Here is an 18,932-nt window from a genome sequence, read left to right on the forward strand (position 1 = left end):
GGCCAGGACTACGCCGGGGCGCGTGCCTGCAACAGGTAACCGAAGCCGCGCACCGTGACGATCTCCGCCTCGGAATGCTCGATCTTGCGGCGTACGCGATGCACATAGACTTCGATGGCCGTATCGCCCACCACATCATGACTGGCCTCGCCGATGGCGTGCCCGAAGCTGGCAAGGTGGTCCTGCAACTGCACCTTGCTGACGACCCGCCCCTGGCGCAGCATCAGCAACTCCAGCACGGCAAATTCGCGCGGCGACAGTTCCAGCGGCGCGGCATCGACAAAGATGCGCCGTTCCACGCCGCTCATGCGAAGCCGTCCGACAAGGACGTCAGGGCGTGCGGCGGGTTCGGTTGAATCGTTGCGACGGCGCAGCAATGCGCCCACGCGGGCCACCAGTTCGAGCATCTCGAACGGCTTGAGCAGGTAATCGTCGGCACCGGCGTTCAGGCCGTTCACCTTGTCGAGCAGACCGTCGCGTGCCGTCAGGATCAGCACGGGCGTCACGCGATCGCGTGCCCGAAACTGCGACAGCAACGTCATGCCATCGATACCGGGCAGCCCAAGATCGAGGATCACCAGATCGTGTGTCTGCCTGGCGAGTTGTTCAGTGGCAAAGACGCCGTCGTGCACGACATGTACGCGATGCCCGGCTTGTGTGAGTCCGGCATGGATGCCGCTGGCGATGGCACGGTCATCTTCAATCAGCAGGATGCGCATTGACTCGATCCAGAGTGCGGGGCGGAAAAGGCAAAAAGGGGCGATCGGCGTGATTTGGCAGCGCTACAATGCGCGGATGACCGATGCCCTGCTCACCATCACCGATCTGGAGGCCGCCATCAATTTCTGGCGTGCCCGTTCGCCCGCCGAAGGCGAGGAACTGCGGCTGTGTGCCGAGGCGTCGGCGCTGGCCAAGCCGTATGCGCTGATGATTGTACAAGGCGCCACCCGCATCGCCCCTGAGCAATTGGGCGACAAGGCGCGGGCAGCTTATGAGGCGTGGCGCGCAGCCACACACGGCTGAACGCCAGCATTGCTGGCCGTTACTTTGCGCCGGTGGCGCTCGTGCCTTTCGCGGCCTGCTCGATAAAGCGCGCGAGATCTGCATCACGGTGCGTGAGCCCGTTCGCGTCATGTGTGGACAAGGTGATGTCCACCCGATTCCACACGTTGAACCACTCCGGATGGTGATTCATCTGCTCGGCCTTGATCGCCACGCGCGTCATGAAGCCGAACGCGGCGTTGAAGTCGACAAAGGTGAAGGTCTTCTGGATGGCGTCGCGCTCGCTCTGTAGCGTCCAGCCGGGCAGTTCGGCAAAGAGGGCCTTGCGTTGGTCTTCGTTCAGGGTCGGCATCATGATGGGGTGCGGAGTTCGGTCTTGAATGCGCGCAGTATAGTCAGCGCTCGACTATCTGCCATCAGATGTCCGCAGTGTCTGCCCAACCTTCGCGGTTGCCGACGTTCAGCACCACATCGCCATCCACCACATCACCCGCGCCAATGGTCGGCAGCGCAGCGAGTTCTTCATACAGCGGCGTGAAGTCCGGGCGCGTGGCATCGAACAACTGTTCGAAGCTGTCGATGGTGAAGTAGGTCTTCTGGAACGTGTCGATCCGGTAGCGCGTGCGCATGATGCGGCGCACGTCAAAGCCGATGCGGTTCGGGCTGGCCGAATCCAGTGCGTACACCGATTCACTCTTGCTCGACACGATGCCCGCACCATAGATGCGCAGACCAGCCGGTGTGCGGATCAGGCCGAACTCCACCGTGTACCAGTACAGGCGCGCGAGCATGTCGAGCTGGCCCAGGCGAGCGGCCTTCAGGCCACCCTTGCCGTAGGCTTCCATGTAGTCGGCAAAGACCGGGTTAATCAGCAGCGGCACGTGGCCGAAGATATCGTGAAAGCAATCCGGCTCTTGCAGGTAATCGAGCTGATCGGGGCGGCGCATCCACCAGCTTGCGGGGAAACGGCGGTTGGCCAGGTGATCGAAAAACACTTCGTCGGGCACCAGGCCCGGCACAGCAACGATCTGCCAGCCGGTGGCGCGCATCAGCGTCTCGTTGAGCTGGTCGAATGACGGCACGGCATCGCGGCTCATGCCCAGCGTCGACAGGCCTTGCAGGAATTCATCGCACACACGGCCCGGCAGCAGCGCTTCCTGGCGATCGTACAGCGTGCGCCACGTTGCATGATCGGCGGCGGTATAGCGGTGCACCGGTTGTTGCATGGTGAAGTCGGCGCGTAGCGTCTGGCCATCGAGGCCTTCTGCGAATTGCTCGCGCAGCTTGTCGGTCAGGGTGCCGTTGAAGCCGGCCGGGGCGGCGTTTTGGGCTGCGTCGGGGGCGGTGGTTGCGATGGCCATTTGTAATGTCGATCTTGTGCAATCAGAGTCCGGCCAGTGTATGGGCGCGCCCACGCGGGTTGGCCGCAAAACCACCACCCATTGCGTATTGTTTGCGGAAATCGTGCAGAATGCAGTCTATCAATGCAGGAGATGTGCATGATTTCGCTCGATACCTTCGATCTGGCCCTGCTGGCGGCCCTTCAGCGCGATGGGCGTGCGACGCATCAGCAGCTCTCGGAGCAGGTTCACCTGTCGGCCAGCCAGGTCGGGCGGCGCCTCGCGCGGCTTGAATCGGAAGGCGTGATCGAGGGCTACCGGGTGGTGCTTTCGCCGACGGGGCTGGGATTGGGCGTGACGGTGTTTGCCAGCGTCAAGCTCGCGCACCACGGCGACGCCATCGTCGAACGCTTTCACGAAGAGATCAGCCTGCTCGACGCGGTGCAGGAGTGCTATTCCGTGGCCGGCGACGCCGACTACATGCTGCGTGTGGTGGTGCCCGATCTGCCCGCGCTGTCGGAATTCGTCATGCGCAAGCTGATGCGCGTGCCGGGTGTGGACAACGTGCGTTCCAATATCGTTCTGACGGCCTTGAAGCGGGATGGCGCGTTGCCGCTATCCCACCTTGGTGGGTAGACTCGCGCCTTGCGCCAGGGTGCACGGCGTGTCACGCTGCAAGCCGACATCACTTTGCTGATATGAAACGCCTGTCTTGGGCGGGAGACCACGATGGTTGAGGGACACACCACGCATCCGGTGCACGCGCCGGCGCATCTGTCAGGCGGCTACGGCATGCCGGCACGGGTTCGCGCGTGGTGGGTGGCTGCTGCAGTGGCAGGCGTCACCTACGGCGGCATGCTGACCATGGTGGCCGTCGAAGTGCCACCCGGCACGCCGCTGGTGGGCCGCATCGTTGCGCAGCCGCTTTGGAAAATGCTGATGGCGCTGCTGCTGGCGCGCGCCGCCTCGCAGCACGAGATTCCGCGCGAGCGGCGCTGGCTGATCGGCGCGATGGTGTTCTCCGCACTCGGCGATCTATGGCTTGCGCTACCGTGGCTGGCGTTCTCGTTCATGGCGGGGCTGGGCTGTTTCCTGCTGGCGCACTTGTGTTACCTGCGGGTGCTGGTGGGGTTGCGTGGGGCGTCGTCGGCCATCCGCATGATTGGCGTCGGCGTGATGATCGGCGTGGCCATCGGCATGTTGCTGTGGTACTGGCCGGGCCTGGGCGAGTTGAAGGGGCCCGTGATCGTCTACATGCTGGTGCTCTCGGCGATGGTGTGCGCGGCATTGCTGGCGCGCCTGCCTGGGCCGCTGACGGCTTGGGGCGCACTCGCCTTTGCGGCTTCCGACGCCATGATCGGCATCAGCGTGTTCGTCTTCCCGTTTACTGATCACGAGCTGGCGATCTGGTGGAGCTACGCTGCCGCCCAGCTCCTTATCAGCGCCGGCTTGCTTACGCGCCGCACGCCCCCCGCGCGCCGCGCCGCGGCATAAGGTCCGTCCGACGTTTCCTCCGCTGCGGGAGCTCCATGCTGCAGACCCTCGACGCTGCCACCACGGCGGCCCGCTTGCCGTATGCCGCGTTGGCCGATGCCATCGCCCAAGTGTTGCGCGATGCGCGCGCGGGCCGTGCCCAGGCGCCCGCACGGCTTGTGATGCCGGTGGCTGATGGTGGCAGTTTGCTGCTGATGCCGGCGTCCAATGCCGACATCGCCGTCACCAAGATGATCACCGTGCACCCGCACAACCCCGCCCGGGGCTTGGCTGCCATTCACGGCGAGGTGGTGGTGATGGACGCCCGCACCGGCGAGCGCCGGCTCATGCTGGATGGCCCGACTGTCACCGCACACCGCACAGCCGCTGTGTCATTGCTGGCGGCGCGCTTGCTGGCGCCTGAGCCGGCCGGGGATTTGTTGCTGATCGGCGCCGGGGCCCAGGCACGCGCGCATCTGGAAGCCTTTCGCTTCGGGCTGGGCACACGGCGCGTCACGATCATCGCGCGCACGGCTGCCAGCGCGGATGGGCTGGCGGGGTACGCCCGCGCGCTCGGCATGGATGCCACCGCGCTGGCGGGTGGCGATGCGGCCGGCGTGGCAGATGCTGCCCGTGCGGTGTTGCCGCAGACGCCTCTGGTCATTACCGCCACGCCGTCATCGCAACCGGTGCTGCCGGATTTGGGCGACCCGAGCCACCCTGCCGGCTATGCGTGGGGCGCCCACCACTTCATCGCCGCCGTTGGCGCGTTCCGGCCCGACATGGCTGAGCTTCCGCCGCGCTTGTGCGTGCATGCCGCTGCGGTCGACCGGCTGTACGCCGATACCCTGGTCGACCTGGAAGCCGAAGCCGGCGACCTGCTGCAGGCCGGCGTGCCGTGGTCGCGTGTGCGGCCGTTACAACAGTGCGTGGATACGCCGCCGGACACGCTGGCGCAGCCCGCGCCGGTGTCGCCAGTGGTCTTCAAAAGCATTGGCAATGCCCTGTGGGATCTGGCCGCGTGCGTGCTCGCCCTGTCCAAGTCCAAGTCTGTTTAAAAACTGAGCATGTGCTGAAGACGCCCGCTGCAGGCTGATCTGGCGCGTTGCCTGTAACAGGAAACCTCTAGAAAAAGGGTTCTAGCCAAGGCAATCAGACGGGATAATGGCCATCCCTTCCGCCTGGGAGGAGACTTAGAACGCACCGCAAACGGTTCAACCGTCTGCATCGGATGCGTCTGACACAGGAGCACATACAGAGATGGCCTATAAAAAAGCACTGGCGGCCGCCGCCGGGATGATCCTCGCCACCGCCGCGCACGCACAGGCTGCCGGCAGCAACATCGTCAGCCTCGGCTGGTTCCGCGTGATGCCGAACAGCTCGAGCGACCCGCTATTGGTGAAGAGCATCGGCGGGATGCCGGTGAATCAATCGCAGTCCGGCACCGGCGCCAAGATCCAGGAAGCCGATACCGTTGGTCTCGCCTTCACGCACTTCTTTACCGACAACATCGCCGTTGAACTGGTCGGCGGCATTCCGCCCCGCCACAAGATCGAAGGCACCGGCGCGCTGTCGGGTTACGGCGAAATCGGCTCGGCCAAGCAATGGAGCCCGGCCGTGCTGGCGAAGTGGTACTTCTTCAACGCCGACACCAAGTTCCGCCCGTATGTCGGCCTGGGCCTGAACTACACGTGGTTCTCCGACGAGAAGATCACGAACAGCGCCTTCCAGACGAAGCTGGCGGGCCCGGGCAGCAAGAGCAACGTGTCGACCGACGGTTCGTTGAACCCGGTGCTGAACGTGGGTGCTACTTACGCCATCACCAAGGACTGGTTCGTTGGCCTGTCGGTGTCGTATCTGCCGCTGAAGACGACGGCAACGATCGACAGCACGACGGCCACCGGTGTCCACGTTGTGAGCGAAGCGAAGATCAAGATCAACCCGGTCGTGACCTTCCTGAACGTCGGCTACCGCTTCTGAGCGGTTTCCGCGCAAACAAAAAGGCGTGCCACAGCGGCACGCCTTTTTTGTTGCCCGCACAGGCTTCAGGCGGAGGCTTTGACCGGATAGCCGGCTTGCTCGATGGCGGCCTTGACCGCGTCGGTGCTGGCCCCGCTGGTGACGGCAACGGTCTGCTTATCCAGGTCCACCTTCACATTGGCACCGGCATCGACCTGCTGCACCGCACGCGTGACGGCTGACACACAATGGCCGCAGCTCATGCCACTCACGGAAAAGGTCGTGGAAGACGTCGTCATGGTTTGCTCCTGAAAGAGGGAAGAGAGAATCACGAGAGAAGTATGAACCTTCCCATCGTTGGAAACGCAAGCGTAAAATGCGGGCTTGACCTTACCAAGATGGGAAGGTCTAGGCTGATGCCATCTTCTTTAGAACGGACGCTTCCATGACCGCCGCCAGCCTTGCCGACGTGACCTCCACCGATCTCGATATCAGCGGGATGACGTGTGCCGCCTGTGCAGGCCGTGTCGAACGTGCCTTGCGCGCCGTGCCTGGCGTGAGCGACGCCAGCGTGAATCTCGCGACCGAGCGCGCTCGCGTGCAGGGCGGTGCCGCCAGCGATGCACTGATTGCCGCTGTGATGGGCGCCGGCTATGAGGCGCGCGTCGCTTCCGATGAAACCGCCGCTCCCTCTGCTGCGCAACCCGACTTTTGGGAAGGTGCCGGCCCCGTGTGGATTGCCGCCGCACTCTCCGTGCCGCTCGTATTGCCGATGATCGCGGGGTGGTTCGGCGGTGACTGGATGTTGCCCGCCTGGGCGCAATGGCTCTTGGCGACGCCGGTGCAGTTCGTGATTGGCGCGCGCTTCTATAAAGCGGGCTGGAAGGCGGTGCGCGCGGGTGCCGGCAATATGGATCTGCTGGTCGCGCTCGGCACGTCGGCGGCGTATGGGTTGTCGCTGTGGCTGTGGGCGCGCGCGGGAGCGGACGGGATGCACCATGAGCCGCACTTGTACTTCGAAAGCGCAGCCGTGGTCATTACGCTGGTACGGCTTGGCAAGTGGCTGGAAGTGCGTGCCAAGCGCCAGACCGCGCAGGCTATCCGGGCGCTGCAGGCACTGCGCCCCGATACCGCTCGCGTGCGTGGCGCCGATGGCACGCTGCGCGATATCGCCGTGGCCCAGGTGCGCGTGGGCGATGTGGTGTCTGTGCGTGCCGGGGAACGCATCCCCGTGGATGCCGTGGTGCTGGAAGGCGCAAGCCACGTCGATGAATCCATGCTGACCGGCGAAAGCCTGCCCGTGCCCAAGCGCGAAGGCGACCGCGTGACTGCCGGCGCCATCGCCACCGATGGCGTGCTGCTTGTGCGCACCACGGCGATCGGCGCAGACACCATGCTCTCGCGCATCATCCGCCTCGTGGAAGACGCGCAGGCCGCCAAGCCGCCGATCCAGCAACTGGTCGACCGCGTAAGCGCGATCTTTGTGCCGGCGGTGCTGGTGGCGGCGTTGCTCACGCTGGCCGCTTGGACCATCGCCGGTGCAGGGTGGGAGACGGCCATCGTCAACGCCGTGGCCGTACTGGTGATTGCCTGCCCATGTGCGCTGGGTCTTGCCACGCCGTCCGCCATCATGGCGGGCACCGGTGCTGGTGCGCGGCGCGGCATCCTGATTGCCGATGCGCAGGCGCTGGAGCGCGCACAGCAGGTGGATTTCGTCGTCTTCGACAAGACGGGCACGCTCACCGTCGGTAAGCCGCGCGTGACGGCGGTCGAAGCGGCATCCGGCATCGGCGCCGACACGCTGCTCGATCAGCTTGCCGCGCTGCAGGCCGAGAACACGCATCCGCTTGCGCAGGCCACGCGCGACTATGCCGAGGAGCAGGGCCGCACAATCACGCCCGCGCAATCGCCGGAAGTGTTGGCCGGACGCGGCACGCGCGGCATCGTGAATGGCGCATCGCTGCAACTCGGCAATGCGCGGTGGATGGATGAACTGGGGCTGGATCGCAGTGCATTGCAAGCGCGTGCCGATGCGCTGGAAGCACAAGGCAATACCGTCTCGTGGCTCGCGCAGCGTGATGAAGGCGGCGTGCAACTGCGTGGCCTGATCGCGTTTGGCGATGCACTCAAGCCCGGTGCCCGGGATGCCGTGGCCGCCTTGCAGGCGCGTGGTGTGCGTACCGCGCTCGTGACGGGCGACAATGCAGGCGCCGCGCGCAGCGTGGCCCAGGCATTGGGGATCGACGAAGTGGCTGCGCAAGTGCTGCCGCAAGACAAGGCCGCGCGCGTGACGGCGTGGCAGCAGAGCGGCCATGTGGTTGCGATGGTGGGCGATGGCATCAACGATGCGCCTGCGCTGGCGGCGGCCGATGTCGGCATCGCCATGGCCACGGGCACAGATGTGGCGATGCAAGCCGCCGGTATCACCCTCATGCGTGGTGAGCCGCGTCTGGTGGGCGACGCGCTGGACCTGTCGCGCCGCACCGTCGCCAAGATTCGGCAGAACCTGTTCTGGGCCTTCGTCTATAACGTGGTGGGCATTCCGCTGGCGGCATTCGGCTTGCTGAACCCCACCTTTGCCGGCGCGGCCATGGCGTTCTCCAGCGTGAGCGTGGTCACCAATGCGCTGATGCTGCGCCGCTGGCGCGCCACCGGAGACAACGCATGACGCGCACGGACCTCAACGAGACCCAAGGCCCCGTCAACATTGGCGAGGCCGCGAAGGCCAGTGGCGTGTCGGCCAAGATGATCCGCTACTACGAAAGCATTGGCCTGCTGCCGCCCAGCCCGCGCACCGAAGGCAACTACCGCATGTACGACGCGCGGGCGGTGCACGTGCTGCGCTTTATCCACAGGTCGCGCTCGCTGGGCTTCTCGCTGGAAGAGATTCGCACGCTGCTTTCGCTATGGAACGACCGCGAACGCGCCAGCGCCGATGTAAAGGCCGTCACCCTGCGCCACGTGGCGGATCTCGACGCGCGCATCAGCGAGCTGCAGAGCATGCGCGATACGCTCATGACGCTCGCCAATGCGTGCCACGGTGATGATCGCCCCGATTGCCCGATCCTCCAGGGCGTGGCCGGCGAGGATGGTCAAGGCGGCGACACCAACGCCTGCTGTCACTGACGGGCCGCTCTACTGACGCGGATTGCGACAGGCGGCGTCTATGCCACAATCTGGCAACCCAAGGAGGAGACGCCGATGACGCAAGCCCCCGCTCAGGCCATCGCCCATCAAGCACTGGAAACGCGCCAGCGCATGAAGGACGGCACTGAACTGCTGGTCCGCACCTGGTTGCCCGAGCCCGACATGGGCACACCGCGTGGCACCGTCATCCTCGTCCACGGCATGGCGGAACACAGCGGCCGCTATCCGCATGTGGCCAAGGTGCTCACCGACCTGGGCCTGCGCGTACGGGCTTTCGACCTGCGCGGCCACGGCAAGAGCGGCGGCCCGCGCATGGCGCTCGACGCGCAAGACAACTACCTCACCGATCTCGCAGAAATCATCGACGCGGCCGTCGCCGAATGGCACGAGATGCCGTTTGTGCTCGGGCACAGCATGGGCGGATTGATCGTCGCGCGCTTCACCACTGCGCGCATCCGGCCCGTGCGTGGCGTGCTGCTGTCATCGCCCGCGCTGCGCGTGAAACTGCCGCCCGGGGCGGGCATCGTGCGTGGCGTTCTTTCTGCGCTGGCGCCCAAGCTGGCGGTGCCCAATCCCGTGGACCCGGCCAAGCTCTCGCATGACCCGAGCGTCGCGCCGGCCTATCGAGCGGACCCGCTGGTGCAGGGCACAATCAGCGCATCATTGCTGGAGTTCATGCTCAATGCGATCACGCAGGCGCAGCAGGATGCGCCGCGCCTGGAAGCGCCGATGCTGCTGATGGCCGGTGGCGCGGATTCGATTGTCGATCCGTCAGGCAGCCGGGATTTCTATGCGAATGCGCCTGAGGATCTGCGGACCTTGGCGTGGTTCGACAAGGGCTATCACGAGATCTTCAACGAAGCAGAACCGCTGCGTAGTGAGGTGTTTGGGAAGATGACGGAGTGGTTGGCTTCGCGGATTTGATTTGAAGTGAGTTGGTTGCACCACAACAATAAAAACCAATAACACCAAGGAAAAGAAGCACGGAGACATGGAAACCTACGACTACATCATCATCGGCGCAGGGTCCGCAGGCTGCGTCCTCGCCAACCGTTTGACCCGCGACCCCGACGTCTCCGTGCTGCTGCTGGAAGCGGGCGGCAAGGACGATTACCACTGGATCCACATCCCCGTGGGCTATCTGTATTGCATCGGCAACCCGCGCACTGATTGGCTCTATCGCACGCGCGAAGAACCCGGCCTGAACGGCCGATCGCTCGGCTACCCGCGTGGCCGTGTGCTGGGTGGGTGCTCGTCGATCAACGGGATGATCTACATGCGCGGCCAGCGCGAGGATTACGACGGCTGGGCCGCCATCACCGGTGACGATTCATGGAAGTGGGATGCCGTGCTGCCACTGTTCAAGGCCAGCGAGAACCATCACGGCGGCGCGAACGCATGGCACGGCGCGAACGGCGAATGGCGGGTCGAGCCGCAACGCCTGCACTGGCAGGTGCTGGAGACTTTCATCGAGGCGGCCGTGCAGGCGGGCATTCCGCGCACGAGTGACTTCAACCGCGGCGACAACTTCGGCGTCGGCTACTTCGAGGTCAACCAGAAGCGCGGCATTCGTTGGAACACCGCCAAGGGTTTTCTGCGCCCGGCATCGCAGCGGCCGAACCTGACGATCGTCACGGGTGCGCAAGTGCGGGCGCTGACGTTTGACGGCAAGCGCTGCACCGGCGTGACGTATCGCGGGGCCGGGCAGGACTACACGGTGGCCGCGCGCGAAGAGGTGATTCTTTCGGCTGGCGCGATCAACTCGCCGCAGTTGCTGGAGCTGGCGGGCATCGGCCAGCCCGAGCGTCTGCAAGCGCTTGGCATTCCGGTGCGCCAGGCATTGCCGGGTGTGGGAGAAAACCTGCAGGACCATCTGCAATTGCGCAGCGTGGTCAAGGTGAACGGCGTGCCCACCCTCAACACGCGCGCTTCCAAATGGTGGGGCAAGGCGCTCATCGGCATGCAATACGCGTTCAACCAGAGCGGGCCGATGAGCATGGCGCCGTCGCAGCTGGGCGTGTTCGCGCGCTCGAATCCGCACGTGTCGCGGCCCGACGTGGAGTATCACGTGCAGCCGCTTTCGCTCGACAAGTTTGGCGATCCGCTGCACGCGTTCAATGCGTTTACCGCGAGCGTGTGCAACCTGCGACCGACCTCGCGCGGCACGGTGCATGTCACGTCTGCCGACCCGTTTGCTGCGCCGAGCATCGCCCCGAACTACTTGTCCACAGAGGAAGACCGCAAGGTCGCGGCCGATTCGCTGCGCCTCACGCGCCGCATCGTTGCACAGCCGGCCTTGGCGCAATACAAGCCCGAGGAGTACCTGCCCGGCGCGAGGTTTCAAACCGACGAGGATCTCGCCCGCGCCGCCGGCGAGATCGGCACGACCATCTTCCACCCGGTCGGCACGTGCCGCATGGGGCGCGCCGATGATGCAAACGCGGTGGTCGACGCCCAACTGCGGGTGCGCGGCATCGAAGGGCTGCGGGTGGTCGACGCGTCCGTCATGCCGACGATTACCTCGGGCAATACCAACTCACCGACGATCATGATTGCGGAGAAGGCGAGCGAGATGATCCGTGCCGCGCGCAAGGCCCGTGCCCGCGGCGAGGCCCTGCCAGCCTGACGCCGGTTCCGATACCGATGACACGGGCGTGACACACCGCCCGTGTCATATGAATACGCAATCCGCATTGCCCCGATAGGTAACTCTACGTAACTCCCTCCTGTGAGGCGGAAAGCCAATACCGGTGCGGGTTTCCGGGGCGTAAGCGGGGTGTAATCGTCTCGGTAAAAACCCCGATGTTTTGCAACGCAACAGCCGTTGACAATCATCCGCACCATAAAAAGGGCGGGAGACAAGAGGGAATCATGGCGCAGGACATCATTCTCGAAACGCGTGGACTGACCAAGGGCTTCAAAGGCTTTACCGCCGTGTCCGACGTCAACCTGCGCGTGCAGCGTGGGTCCATCCATGCGCTCATCGGCCCGAACGGCGCCGGCAAGACGACCTGTTTCAACCTGCTGACCAAATTCCTGGTGCCCACGCGCGGCACGATTCTGTTCAACGGCGTCGATATCACCTCGGAAAAGCCGGCGCAGATCGCGCGCCGCGGCGTGATCCGCTCGTTCCAGATCTCCGCCGTGTTTCCGCATCTGACGGTGATGGAAAACGTTCGCGTTGGTTTGCAGCGGCAGCTCGGTACGGCGTACGCATTCTGGCGCAGCGAGCAGTCGCTCAACACGTTGAATACGCGGGCGATGGAGCTGCTCGAACAGGTGGGCCTGACGCAGTTCGCGCACACCGTGACGGTGGAGCTGCCCTACGGCCGCAAGCGCGCGCTGGAAATTGCCACCACGCTGGCGATGGAGCCCGAGCTGATGCTGCTCGACGAGCCCACGCAGGGCATGGGCCACGAAGACGTGGACCGTGTAACGGAGCTGATCAAGCGCGTCGCGCAGGGCCGCACGATCCTGATGGTCGAACACAACATGAACGTGGTCTCGTCCATCGCCGACAAGATCACGGTGCTGCAGCGCGGCCAGATCCTGGCCGAAGGCCCGTACGAAGACGTCTCGAAGAACCCGCAGGTGATGGAAGCCTATATGGGCACCGCCGATGCGGCGCTGGAAGGCCATTGAGCCCATTGAGGCCACTGATCGACGCTGATCGATCACGCGACGCGGCTGCATGCCGCGTATCAAACGTAAGCGAACGCTAGACCCGAACACACGAGAACACTGCATGAGCACGCCCGCGCTCCAGATCAAGGACCTGCACGCCTGGTACGGCGAATCGCACATCCTGCATGGTGTCGACCTGACCGTGAACCGCGGCGAGGTCGTCACGCTGCTCGGCCGCAATGGCGCGGGCCGCACCACCACGCTGCGCGCCATCATGGGCCTGGTGGGCACGCGCAAGGGCTCCATCGTCGTGCATGACGCGAGCGGCCATGGGGTAGAAACGATCGACCTGCCCACGCACAAGATCGCCCATTGCGGCATCGGCTACTGCCCCGAAGAGCGCGGCATTTTCTCGAGCCTCTCGTGCGAAGAGAACCTGATGCTGCCGCCGGTATTGAAGGGCCAGGTGGCCAAGACCGGCAATGCCGGCATGAGCATCGACGAGATCTACGAGATGTTCCCGAACCTGGCCGAGCGCCGCCAGAGCCAGGGCACGCGCCTGTCGGGGGGCGAGCAACAGATGCTGGCGGTGGGGCGCATCTTGCGCACCGGCGCGAACCTGCTGCTGCTCGATGAGATTTCCGAAGGACTGGCCCCGGTGATCGTGCAGGCGCTGGCCCGCATGATCCTGATGCTCAAGAAGCGTGGCTACACGGTGGTGATGGTGGAGCAGAACTTCCGCTTTGCCGCGCCGCTGGCAGACCGCTTCTATGTGATGGAACACGGCCGCATCGTCGAGCGCTTCGAAGCGGCGCAGTTGCAGGACAAGATGCCGGTGCTGCACGAGCTGCTCGGCGTTTAAGGCGTTTTCCCGATCGATTTGCAAGACCCTTGCGCCAGCGTGATCCGCGGCGCGTACGACACAGGAGACAAGACCATGACACTCAAGAAGCTGGCTGGTGCATTGATGGCGGTGGGGCTGGGCGCGGCGGCATTCGGCGCGCACGCACAGGTGAGCGGCGACAAGGTGAAGATTGGCTACATCACCGATCTCTCGGGTCTGTATGCCGACATCGACGGGCAGGGTGGTGTCGAGGCGGTCAAGATGGCGATCGAGGATGCGGGCGGCAAGGTGCTCGGCAAGCCGATCGAACTGGTGACGGCGGACCATCAGAACAAGGCCGACATTGCCGCTTCGAAGGCGCGCGAATGGATGGATCAGCAAGGCCTGGACATGCTGCTGGGCGGCACGAACTCCGCCACGGGCCTGGCCATGAACAAGGTGGCTTCCGAGAAGAAGCGCGTGTTCATCGACATCGGTGCCGGCACGGCGCGCTTGACCAACGAAGAGTGCACGCCGTACACGATCCACTATGCGTATGACACGGTGGCCCTGGCCAAGGGCACGGGCAGCGCGGTGGTCAAGCAGGGCGGCAAGTCGTGGTTCTTCCTGACCGCCGATTACGCCTTCGGCCACTCGCTGGAAAACGACACGACGGCCGTGGTCAAGGCCAACGGCGGCACGGTGGTGGGTTCGGTCAAGCACCCGCTGTCGGCGTCGGACTTCTCGTCGTACCTTCTGCAGGCACAGGCATCCAAGGCGCAGATCCTGGGCCTGGCCAACGCTGGCGGCGACACGATCAACTCGATCAAGGCGGCCAAGGAATTCGGCATCACCAAGACGATGAAGATCGCCGGCCTGCTGATGTTCATCAACGACGTGCACAGCCTGGGCCTGCAGACGGCCGAAGGCCTGCTGATGACCGACAGCTGGTACTGGGACATGAACGACGCCACGCGCAAGTTCGCCAACCGCTACTTCATGAAGATGAAGAAGATGCCAAGCAGCTTGCAGGCCGCAGACTATTCGGCGGTGTCGAACTACATCAAGGCCGTGGCGGCTGCCGGCACGGATGATCCGGACAAGGTCATCGCGCAGCTCAAGAAGACCAAGATCGACGACTTCTACACGAAGGGCTACATCCGCCAGGACGGCCGCGGCATCCACGATATGTACCTGCTGCAGGTGAAGACGCCGGCCGAATCGAAGAAGCCGTGGGACTACCTGAAGGTCGTGGCCACGATCCCGGGCGAACAGGCCTTCACCACCCCGGCCGAATCGAAGTGTTCGCTGATGAAGAAGTAAAAGCGTAGGCAATCCGGCGCCGCTGTCCGTGTGGATGGCGGCGTCATCAACGTTGTTGGTGTGGTGTTCTCTTCCTGACCGCGATGGAAATCTTCGGCGTTCCGCTACCGGCCATGCTCAGCCAATTGCTGCTGGGTCTGGTCAACGGTTCCTTCTATGCGATGTTGAGCCTCGGCCTTGCGGTCATCTTCGGGCTGCTCAACGTCATCAATTTTGCGCACGGCGCGTTGTTCATGCTTGGCGCGGTGCTCACGTGGATGGGCTTCTCGTACCTGGGCGTGCCGTACTGGGCCATGCTGGTGCTCTCGCCGCTGGTGATCGGTCTGCTGGGCATGGTGATCGAACGTACGCTGCTGCGTTTCATCTACAAGCTGGACCATCTCTATGGCCTGCTGCTCACGCTGGGTGTGACGCTCGTCATCGAGGGCGTGTTTCGCGCCATTTACGGCGTGTCGGGCCTGCCGTACGACACCCCCGAATTGCTGCAGGGTGCCACCGACCTCGGCTTCATGATGCTGCCCAACTATCGCGCGTGGGTGGTGGTGGCGTCGCTGGCGGTGTGCTTCGCCACGTGGTTCATGATCGAAAAGACCAAGCTGGGCGCCTACCTGCGCGCCGGCACGGAGAACCCGAAGCTGGTCGAAGCCTTTGGCGTGAACGTGCCGCTGATGGTCACGCTCACCTACGGTTTTGGCGTGGCGCTGGCGGCGTTTGCTGGCGTGCTGGCTGCGCCCGTCATCCAGATCTCGCCGCTGATGGGGCAGAGCATGATCATCACCGTGTTTGCGGTGGTGGTGATTGGCGGCATGGGGTCGATTCTCGGTTCGATCATCACCGGCCTGGGCCTGGGCGTGATCGAGGGCCTGACCAAGGTGTTTTATCCACAGGCGTCGGCGACCGTGGTGTTCGTGATCATGGTGCTGGTGCTGCTGGTGCGTCCGGCGGGCCTGTTCGGTAAAGAGAAATGAGCGGCGCGGCCAACATGACCAACTCTTCTTCCCTCAAATACGTCCTGTACGGCCTGCTGCTGGTTGCGCTGATTGCCGCACCGCTGGTGGGCGCGTATCCGGTGTTCGTCGCCAAGCTGCTGTGCTTCGCGCTGTTTGCCTCCGCATTCAACCTGTTGCTGGGCTACACGGGGCTGCTGTCGTTCGGGCATGCGGCGTTCTTTGGCGGCGCGGGCTACGTGGCCGGCTACATGATGCGCGACCTGCATGTCACGCCTGAAGTGGGGCTGCTGGCCGGCACCGCGGCGGGTGCGTTCATTGGTTTGATCGTCGGCTTGCTGGCCATCCGTCGCCAGGGCATCTATTTCGCGATGATCACGCTGGCGCTGGCGCAGATGCTGTACTTCTTCTGTCTGCAGGTGCCGTTCACCGGCGGTGAAGATGGCCTGCAAGGCGTGCCGCGCGGCAAGCTGTTCGGCGTGTTGGATCTGTCGTCCGATCTGACGCTGTATTACGTTGTGCTCGTCATCGTGGCGTTGGCGTTTCTGCTGATCGTGCGCACGATCCACTCGCCGTTCGGGCAGATACTCAAGGCCATCAAGGAGAACGAGCCGCGCGCCACGTCCCTCGGCTACGACACCGATCGTTTCAAGCTGCTGGCCTTCGTGCTGTCGGCGGCGCTCACGGGCCTGGCCGGCTCGCTCAAGACGCTGGTGCTGGGCTTCGAGACGCTCACCGACGTGCACTGGTCGATGTCCGGCTCGGTCATCCTGATGACGCTGGTGGGCGGCCTGGGTATCCTGTCGGGCCCGCTGCTGGGCGCGGCGCTGGTGATTGCGCTGGAAAACAAGCTCGGCGACATCGGCAGCTTCCTGGCTGGCGCCACCGGCATCGACGGCTTCAATATCCTCGGGGAATCGGTCACCACGGTCACGGGCGCGATCTTCGTGATTTGCGTGCTGACCTTCCGCCGGGGCATCATGGGCGAAATCGCGGCTCGCGTGCCCTGGTTGCGACGTTGACGCCACAATGCGCGAAGATGCCGGCGAATTTCACCCAAGCGACTGAACTTGGTGCCTCATGCACCGTAAGGGTTTGCTCTAGTTGCTGCATTGCGGTGCATCTTTTACAGTCGCGTTACGGTTTTCGCACGAGATAAATGAGGCGGGAGCGAGGAGACGACAGCACACACCGCATGTACGGTGGAGATGCAAAATAAATGAAGGCCCTGCCAGGCGATCCCCGGCAGGGCCTTTTAGTTTGTGCGTTCAACCGGTGGCGCTTGCCGCCAATAGCGCCCGGCCCCGGGCGCTGACCGTCACGAGATGCAACTCAGGTGGAGATCCGGGCGCGCAGTCCACCAGCCCGTCGATGCACGCGTCTTCCCATATCGACAAACGCGGACACGACGTCCGCCACGTTTCCAGCACTTCGGCATAGGGCCGGGGCCGCTCGGCCAGCGACTGCAGCAATTGCAGGGTGAGGGCATGGGTCGGCTCGGCCATGGCGGGCTCCGCGTGGGGCGACCGATCCATTTTGGTTCGCGGGCGTTCACAAGAGAAATGCATTCGGTGTCGACGCCTATGCGCGCGCTGCATGACAATGGCGCCTTCGCCAGAGCCGCCCATGACCCTCTCCACTCGCCTTGCCACGCCCGAAGACCGGCTGCGCCTGCTGGGCGCCATTGCATCGACTGCCTCGCCGCTGCAGTTGGCGCATGCCGTTGATACGCTGCTCGCCCATCCGAGTGTGCATCCCTGTTTTCTGGTTGAAATGGGGGAGGTGTTGGCCGGCGTGGCGCCGATCACGCTCGTGCCGCATCTGGTGCTGGGCGGTTTGGTGGCGTGGTTGCCGGCGGGCGTGATGGTGTTTTCCGGTGACATGGCCACGCGCGATACCGCCTTGGCCGCCGTGAATGAGTACGCCAGAGCACATGGCATACTCCACGTCCTGCTGCCGCCCGCAGCGCTTTCTGCTGACGCCGCCGCAGCGCTCGGCTTTGCGCCCGATACATCCGGCTGCTGGCAGCGCAGCGCACGCCCGTCGCCCAAGTCGTTGGGCTAATCCTTCCCGTTTCGTTTCTCCTGATGGAATTCGCTTTGCTCGCCGTGGCTGGCTTTCTGGCCGGCCTCATCGATGCCGTGGCCGGTGGCGGCGGCCTGGTGCAGATTCCCGCGCTGTTCTCGGCGTATCCCAACATCGCGCCCGCTACGCTGATCGGCACGAACAAGGTCGCGTCGATGTCGGGCACCGCTACGGCGGCGGTGCGTTACGGCCGCACAGTGCGCATCTACTGGGGCGCGACGGCGCCGGCCGTGGTCACGGCGTTTGCCTTTTCGCTGCTGGGCGCGTGGGCGCTCATGCATATCCCGGCCGAGCCGCTGCGCCGCGCGCTGCCGTTCGTGCTGGCCGTGCTGCTCGTCTACACGGTCGCCAAGAAGAATCTCGGCGCCGATCATGCCCCGAGCCTAAAGGGCGGGCGCGAGCGTGCGGCAGCCCTGCTGGCCGGCGCCGCCATCGGCTTCTACGACGGCGTGTTCGGCCCGGGCACCGGCAGCTTTCTGATGATCGTGTTCGTGCGCGTGTTCGGTTACGACTTTCTGCACGCGTCGGCGTCCACCAAGATCGTCAACTTGGCGACCAACGTGGCCGCGCTGTTGCTGTTGGCCGCCAAGGGCCACGTTTGGTGGCAGCTCGGCGTGGTGATGGCTGTCGCCAACGTCGCCGGCAATCAGGTCGGCAGTCACCTCGCGCTGCGGCACGGCAGCCGCTTCGTGCGCAAGGTGTTCATCGTGGTGGTGTTGGCGCTGATTTTGAAGACGGCTTACGACGCGTTCATCCGTTGAGTTGCTTCTCAAGCGCCACGCTGCGCTCGGTGATGACGTCACCCGTGTGCTGCGTGGTGACGGTCTCAATCAGCATGATTCCGCATTCCTCGTCGGCGACGGGAAAGTGACGCACACCGCGCGGCACGACACAGAATTCACCCGGGCCGAGGTGCACGTCGGCGCGGTCTTCGAAAGCGATTTTCAGGTGGCCGTAGACCACAAAGAACAACTCGTCTTCATTCGGATGATCGTGCCAGACGAATTCGCCCTTGAGCTTGGCGACCTTGATGTATTGGTCGTTGACCTGGCCGACAATGCGCGGCGACCAATAGTCCGTGACCTGTTCCAGCGCGTGCGTGACCTGTACGGCGTGTCCTGCGAGCATGTTGCGCTCCGGTGTGTGGGAAGGCTCTGAAGATAAGGGCGGGCGCCGGGCATTCCCAACCAAACTTTCTAATCGCGCCGA

General features: G+C 64.3%; 22 protein-coding genes. 16 read left to right on the forward strand and 6 right to left on the reverse strand.

The window, feature by feature from the left end:
• Window positions 1–8: 8 nt before the first annotated feature.
• Complete coding sequence (locus DOD19_RS15885; RefSeq protein ID WP_024977198.1) at window positions 9–719, reverse strand: response regulator transcription factor; 711 nt, start codon at window positions 717–719, stop codon at window positions 9–11.
• 76 nt (window positions 720–795) lie between these two features.
• Between DOD19_RS15885 and DOD19_RS15890 the strand changes: the two genes are divergently transcribed.
• Window positions 796–1,023, forward strand: coding sequence for a DUF3717 domain-containing protein (locus tag DOD19_RS15890; RefSeq protein WP_112186605.1), 228 nt, complete (start codon window positions 796–798; stop codon window positions 1,021–1,023).
• 19 nt (window positions 1,024–1,042) lie between these two features.
• On the opposite strand, the gene DOD19_RS15895 is transcribed toward DOD19_RS15890, so the two are convergent.
• Together DOD19_RS15895 and phhA are read right to left on the reverse strand one after the other, a co-directional pair.
• Window positions 1,043–1,357, reverse strand: coding sequence for a 4a-hydroxytetrahydrobiopterin dehydratase (locus DOD19_RS15895; RefSeq protein ID WP_112186502.1), 315 nt, complete (start codon window positions 1,355–1,357; stop codon window positions 1,043–1,045).
• 61 nt (window positions 1,358–1,418) lie between these two features.
• The gene (phhA, locus tag DOD19_RS15900) at window positions 1,419–2,363 is read right to left on the reverse strand and encodes a phenylalanine 4-monooxygenase (RefSeq protein WP_112186504.1); all 945 of its coding nucleotides are present in this window, start codon (window positions 2,361–2,363) and stop codon (window positions 1,419–1,421) included.
• A 138-nt stretch (window positions 2,364–2,501) separates the two neighbouring features.
• Here phhA and DOD19_RS15905 point away from each other — a divergent pair, with 138 nt between their 5' ends.
• From DOD19_RS15905 to DOD19_RS15920, 4 genes are all read left to right on the forward strand, one after another.
• The gene (locus DOD19_RS15905) at window positions 2,502–2,978 is read left to right on the forward strand and encodes an Lrp/AsnC family transcriptional regulator (RefSeq protein WP_004628561.1); all 477 of its coding nucleotides are present in this window, start codon (window positions 2,502–2,504) and stop codon (window positions 2,976–2,978) included.
• Between the two features lie 93 nt (window positions 2,979–3,071).
• Complete coding sequence (locus DOD19_RS15910; protein ID WP_024977201.1) at window positions 3,072–3,836, forward strand: lysoplasmalogenase; 765 nt, start codon at window positions 3,072–3,074, stop codon at window positions 3,834–3,836.
• Between the two features lie 35 nt (window positions 3,837–3,871).
• Entirely contained in the window at window positions 3,872–4,873 is a 1,002-nt protein-coding gene (locus DOD19_RS15915) for a delta(1)-pyrroline-2-carboxylate reductase family protein (RefSeq protein WP_112186506.1), read from the forward strand.
• Between the two features lie 202 nt (window positions 4,874–5,075).
• Complete coding sequence (locus tag DOD19_RS15920) at window positions 5,076–5,795, forward strand: OmpW family protein (RefSeq protein WP_024977203.1); 720 nt, start codon at window positions 5,076–5,078, stop codon at window positions 5,793–5,795.
• A gap of 65 nt (window positions 5,796–5,860) precedes the next feature.
• Here DOD19_RS15920 and DOD19_RS15925 read toward each other — a convergent pair whose 3' ends face one another.
• Complete coding sequence (locus DOD19_RS15925) at window positions 5,861–6,073, reverse strand: cation transporter (protein ID WP_024977204.1); 213 nt, start codon at window positions 6,071–6,073, stop codon at window positions 5,861–5,863.
• A gap of 146 nt (window positions 6,074–6,219) precedes the next feature.
• On the opposite strand from DOD19_RS15925, the gene DOD19_RS15930 reads away from it, so the two are divergent.
• From DOD19_RS15930 to DOD19_RS15970, 9 genes are all read left to right on the forward strand, one after another.
• A complete protein-coding gene (locus tag DOD19_RS15930) occupies window positions 6,220–8,442 on the forward strand; it encodes a heavy metal translocating P-type ATPase (RefSeq protein ID WP_112186508.1) in 2,223 nt (740 codons plus the stop codon).
• Complete coding sequence (gene cueR / locus DOD19_RS15935; protein ID WP_112186510.1) at window positions 8,439–8,900, forward strand: Cu(I)-responsive transcriptional regulator; 462 nt, start codon at window positions 8,439–8,441, stop codon at window positions 8,898–8,900. The genes DOD19_RS15930 and cueR overlap by 4 nt, the downstream gene beginning before the upstream one ends.
• 75 nt (window positions 8,901–8,975) lie before the next feature.
• Window positions 8,976–9,845, forward strand: coding sequence for an alpha/beta hydrolase (locus DOD19_RS15940; RefSeq protein ID WP_024977207.1), 870 nt, complete (start codon window positions 8,976–8,978; stop codon window positions 9,843–9,845).
• A 67-nt stretch (window positions 9,846–9,912) separates the two neighbouring features.
• The gene (locus DOD19_RS15945) at window positions 9,913–11,547 is read left to right on the forward strand and encodes a choline dehydrogenase (RefSeq protein ID WP_024977208.1); all 1,635 of its coding nucleotides are present in this window, start codon (window positions 9,913–9,915) and stop codon (window positions 11,545–11,547) included.
• A gap of 245 nt (window positions 11,548–11,792) precedes the next feature.
• Entirely contained in the window at window positions 11,793–12,563 is a 771-nt protein-coding gene (locus DOD19_RS15950; protein ID WP_024977209.1) for an ABC transporter ATP-binding protein, read from the forward strand.
• A gap of 103 nt (window positions 12,564–12,666) precedes the next feature.
• On the forward strand, window positions 12,667–13,407 hold the full coding sequence (locus DOD19_RS15955) for an ABC transporter ATP-binding protein (RefSeq protein WP_112186511.1): 741 nt from the start codon (window positions 12,667–12,669) through the stop codon (window positions 13,405–13,407).
• Between the two features lie 75 nt (window positions 13,408–13,482).
• Window positions 13,483–14,691, forward strand: a complete 1,209-nt coding sequence (locus DOD19_RS15960) for an ABC transporter substrate-binding protein (protein WP_024977211.1) — start codon at window positions 13,483–13,485, stop codon at window positions 14,689–14,691.
• Between the two features lie 83 nt (window positions 14,692–14,774).
• Entirely contained in the window at window positions 14,775–15,659 is an 885-nt protein-coding gene (locus tag DOD19_RS15965) for a branched-chain amino acid ABC transporter permease (RefSeq protein WP_024977212.1), read from the forward strand.
• Window positions 15,660–15,673: 14 nt separating this feature from the next.
• Window positions 15,674–16,660, forward strand: coding sequence for a branched-chain amino acid ABC transporter permease (locus DOD19_RS15970; RefSeq protein ID WP_024977213.1), 987 nt, complete (start codon window positions 15,674–15,676; stop codon window positions 16,658–16,660).
• A gap of 246 nt (window positions 16,661–16,906) precedes the next feature.
• Here the strand turns inward: DOD19_RS15970 and DOD19_RS15975 are convergent, their stop codons facing one another.
• Window positions 16,907–17,143 carry a hypothetical protein gene (locus tag DOD19_RS15975; RefSeq protein ID WP_112186513.1) on the reverse strand — a complete coding sequence of 79 codons (237 nt, stop codon included), beginning with the start codon at window positions 17,141–17,143 and terminating at the stop codon, window positions 16,907–16,909.
• A 121-nt stretch (window positions 17,144–17,264) separates the two neighbouring features.
• On the opposite strand from DOD19_RS15975, the gene DOD19_RS15980 reads away from it, so the two are divergent.
• A complete protein-coding gene (locus DOD19_RS15980; RefSeq protein ID WP_112186515.1) occupies window positions 17,265–17,702 on the forward strand; it encodes a hypothetical protein in 438 nt (145 codons plus the stop codon).
• A 23-nt stretch (window positions 17,703–17,725) separates the two neighbouring features.
• Window positions 17,726–18,484, forward strand: a complete 759-nt coding sequence (locus tag DOD19_RS15985) for a TSUP family transporter (RefSeq protein WP_112186517.1) — start codon at window positions 17,726–17,728, stop codon at window positions 18,482–18,484.
• Here DOD19_RS15985 and DOD19_RS15990 read toward each other — a convergent pair.
• Window positions 18,474–18,851: a cupin domain-containing protein gene (locus tag DOD19_RS15990; RefSeq protein WP_024977217.1), complete on the reverse strand. Its 378-nt coding sequence runs from the start codon at window positions 18,849–18,851 to the stop codon at window positions 18,474–18,476. The two genes, DOD19_RS15985 and DOD19_RS15990, sit on opposite strands and share 11 nt — an antisense overlap.
• Window positions 18,852–18,932 lie beyond the last annotated feature (81 nt).

Origin of the sequence: Ralstonia sp. GX3-BWBA, from assembly GCF_003290055.1 — a bacterium.
Classification (GTDB): domain Bacteria; phylum Pseudomonadota; class Gammaproteobacteria; order Burkholderiales; family Burkholderiaceae; genus Ralstonia; species Ralstonia holmesii.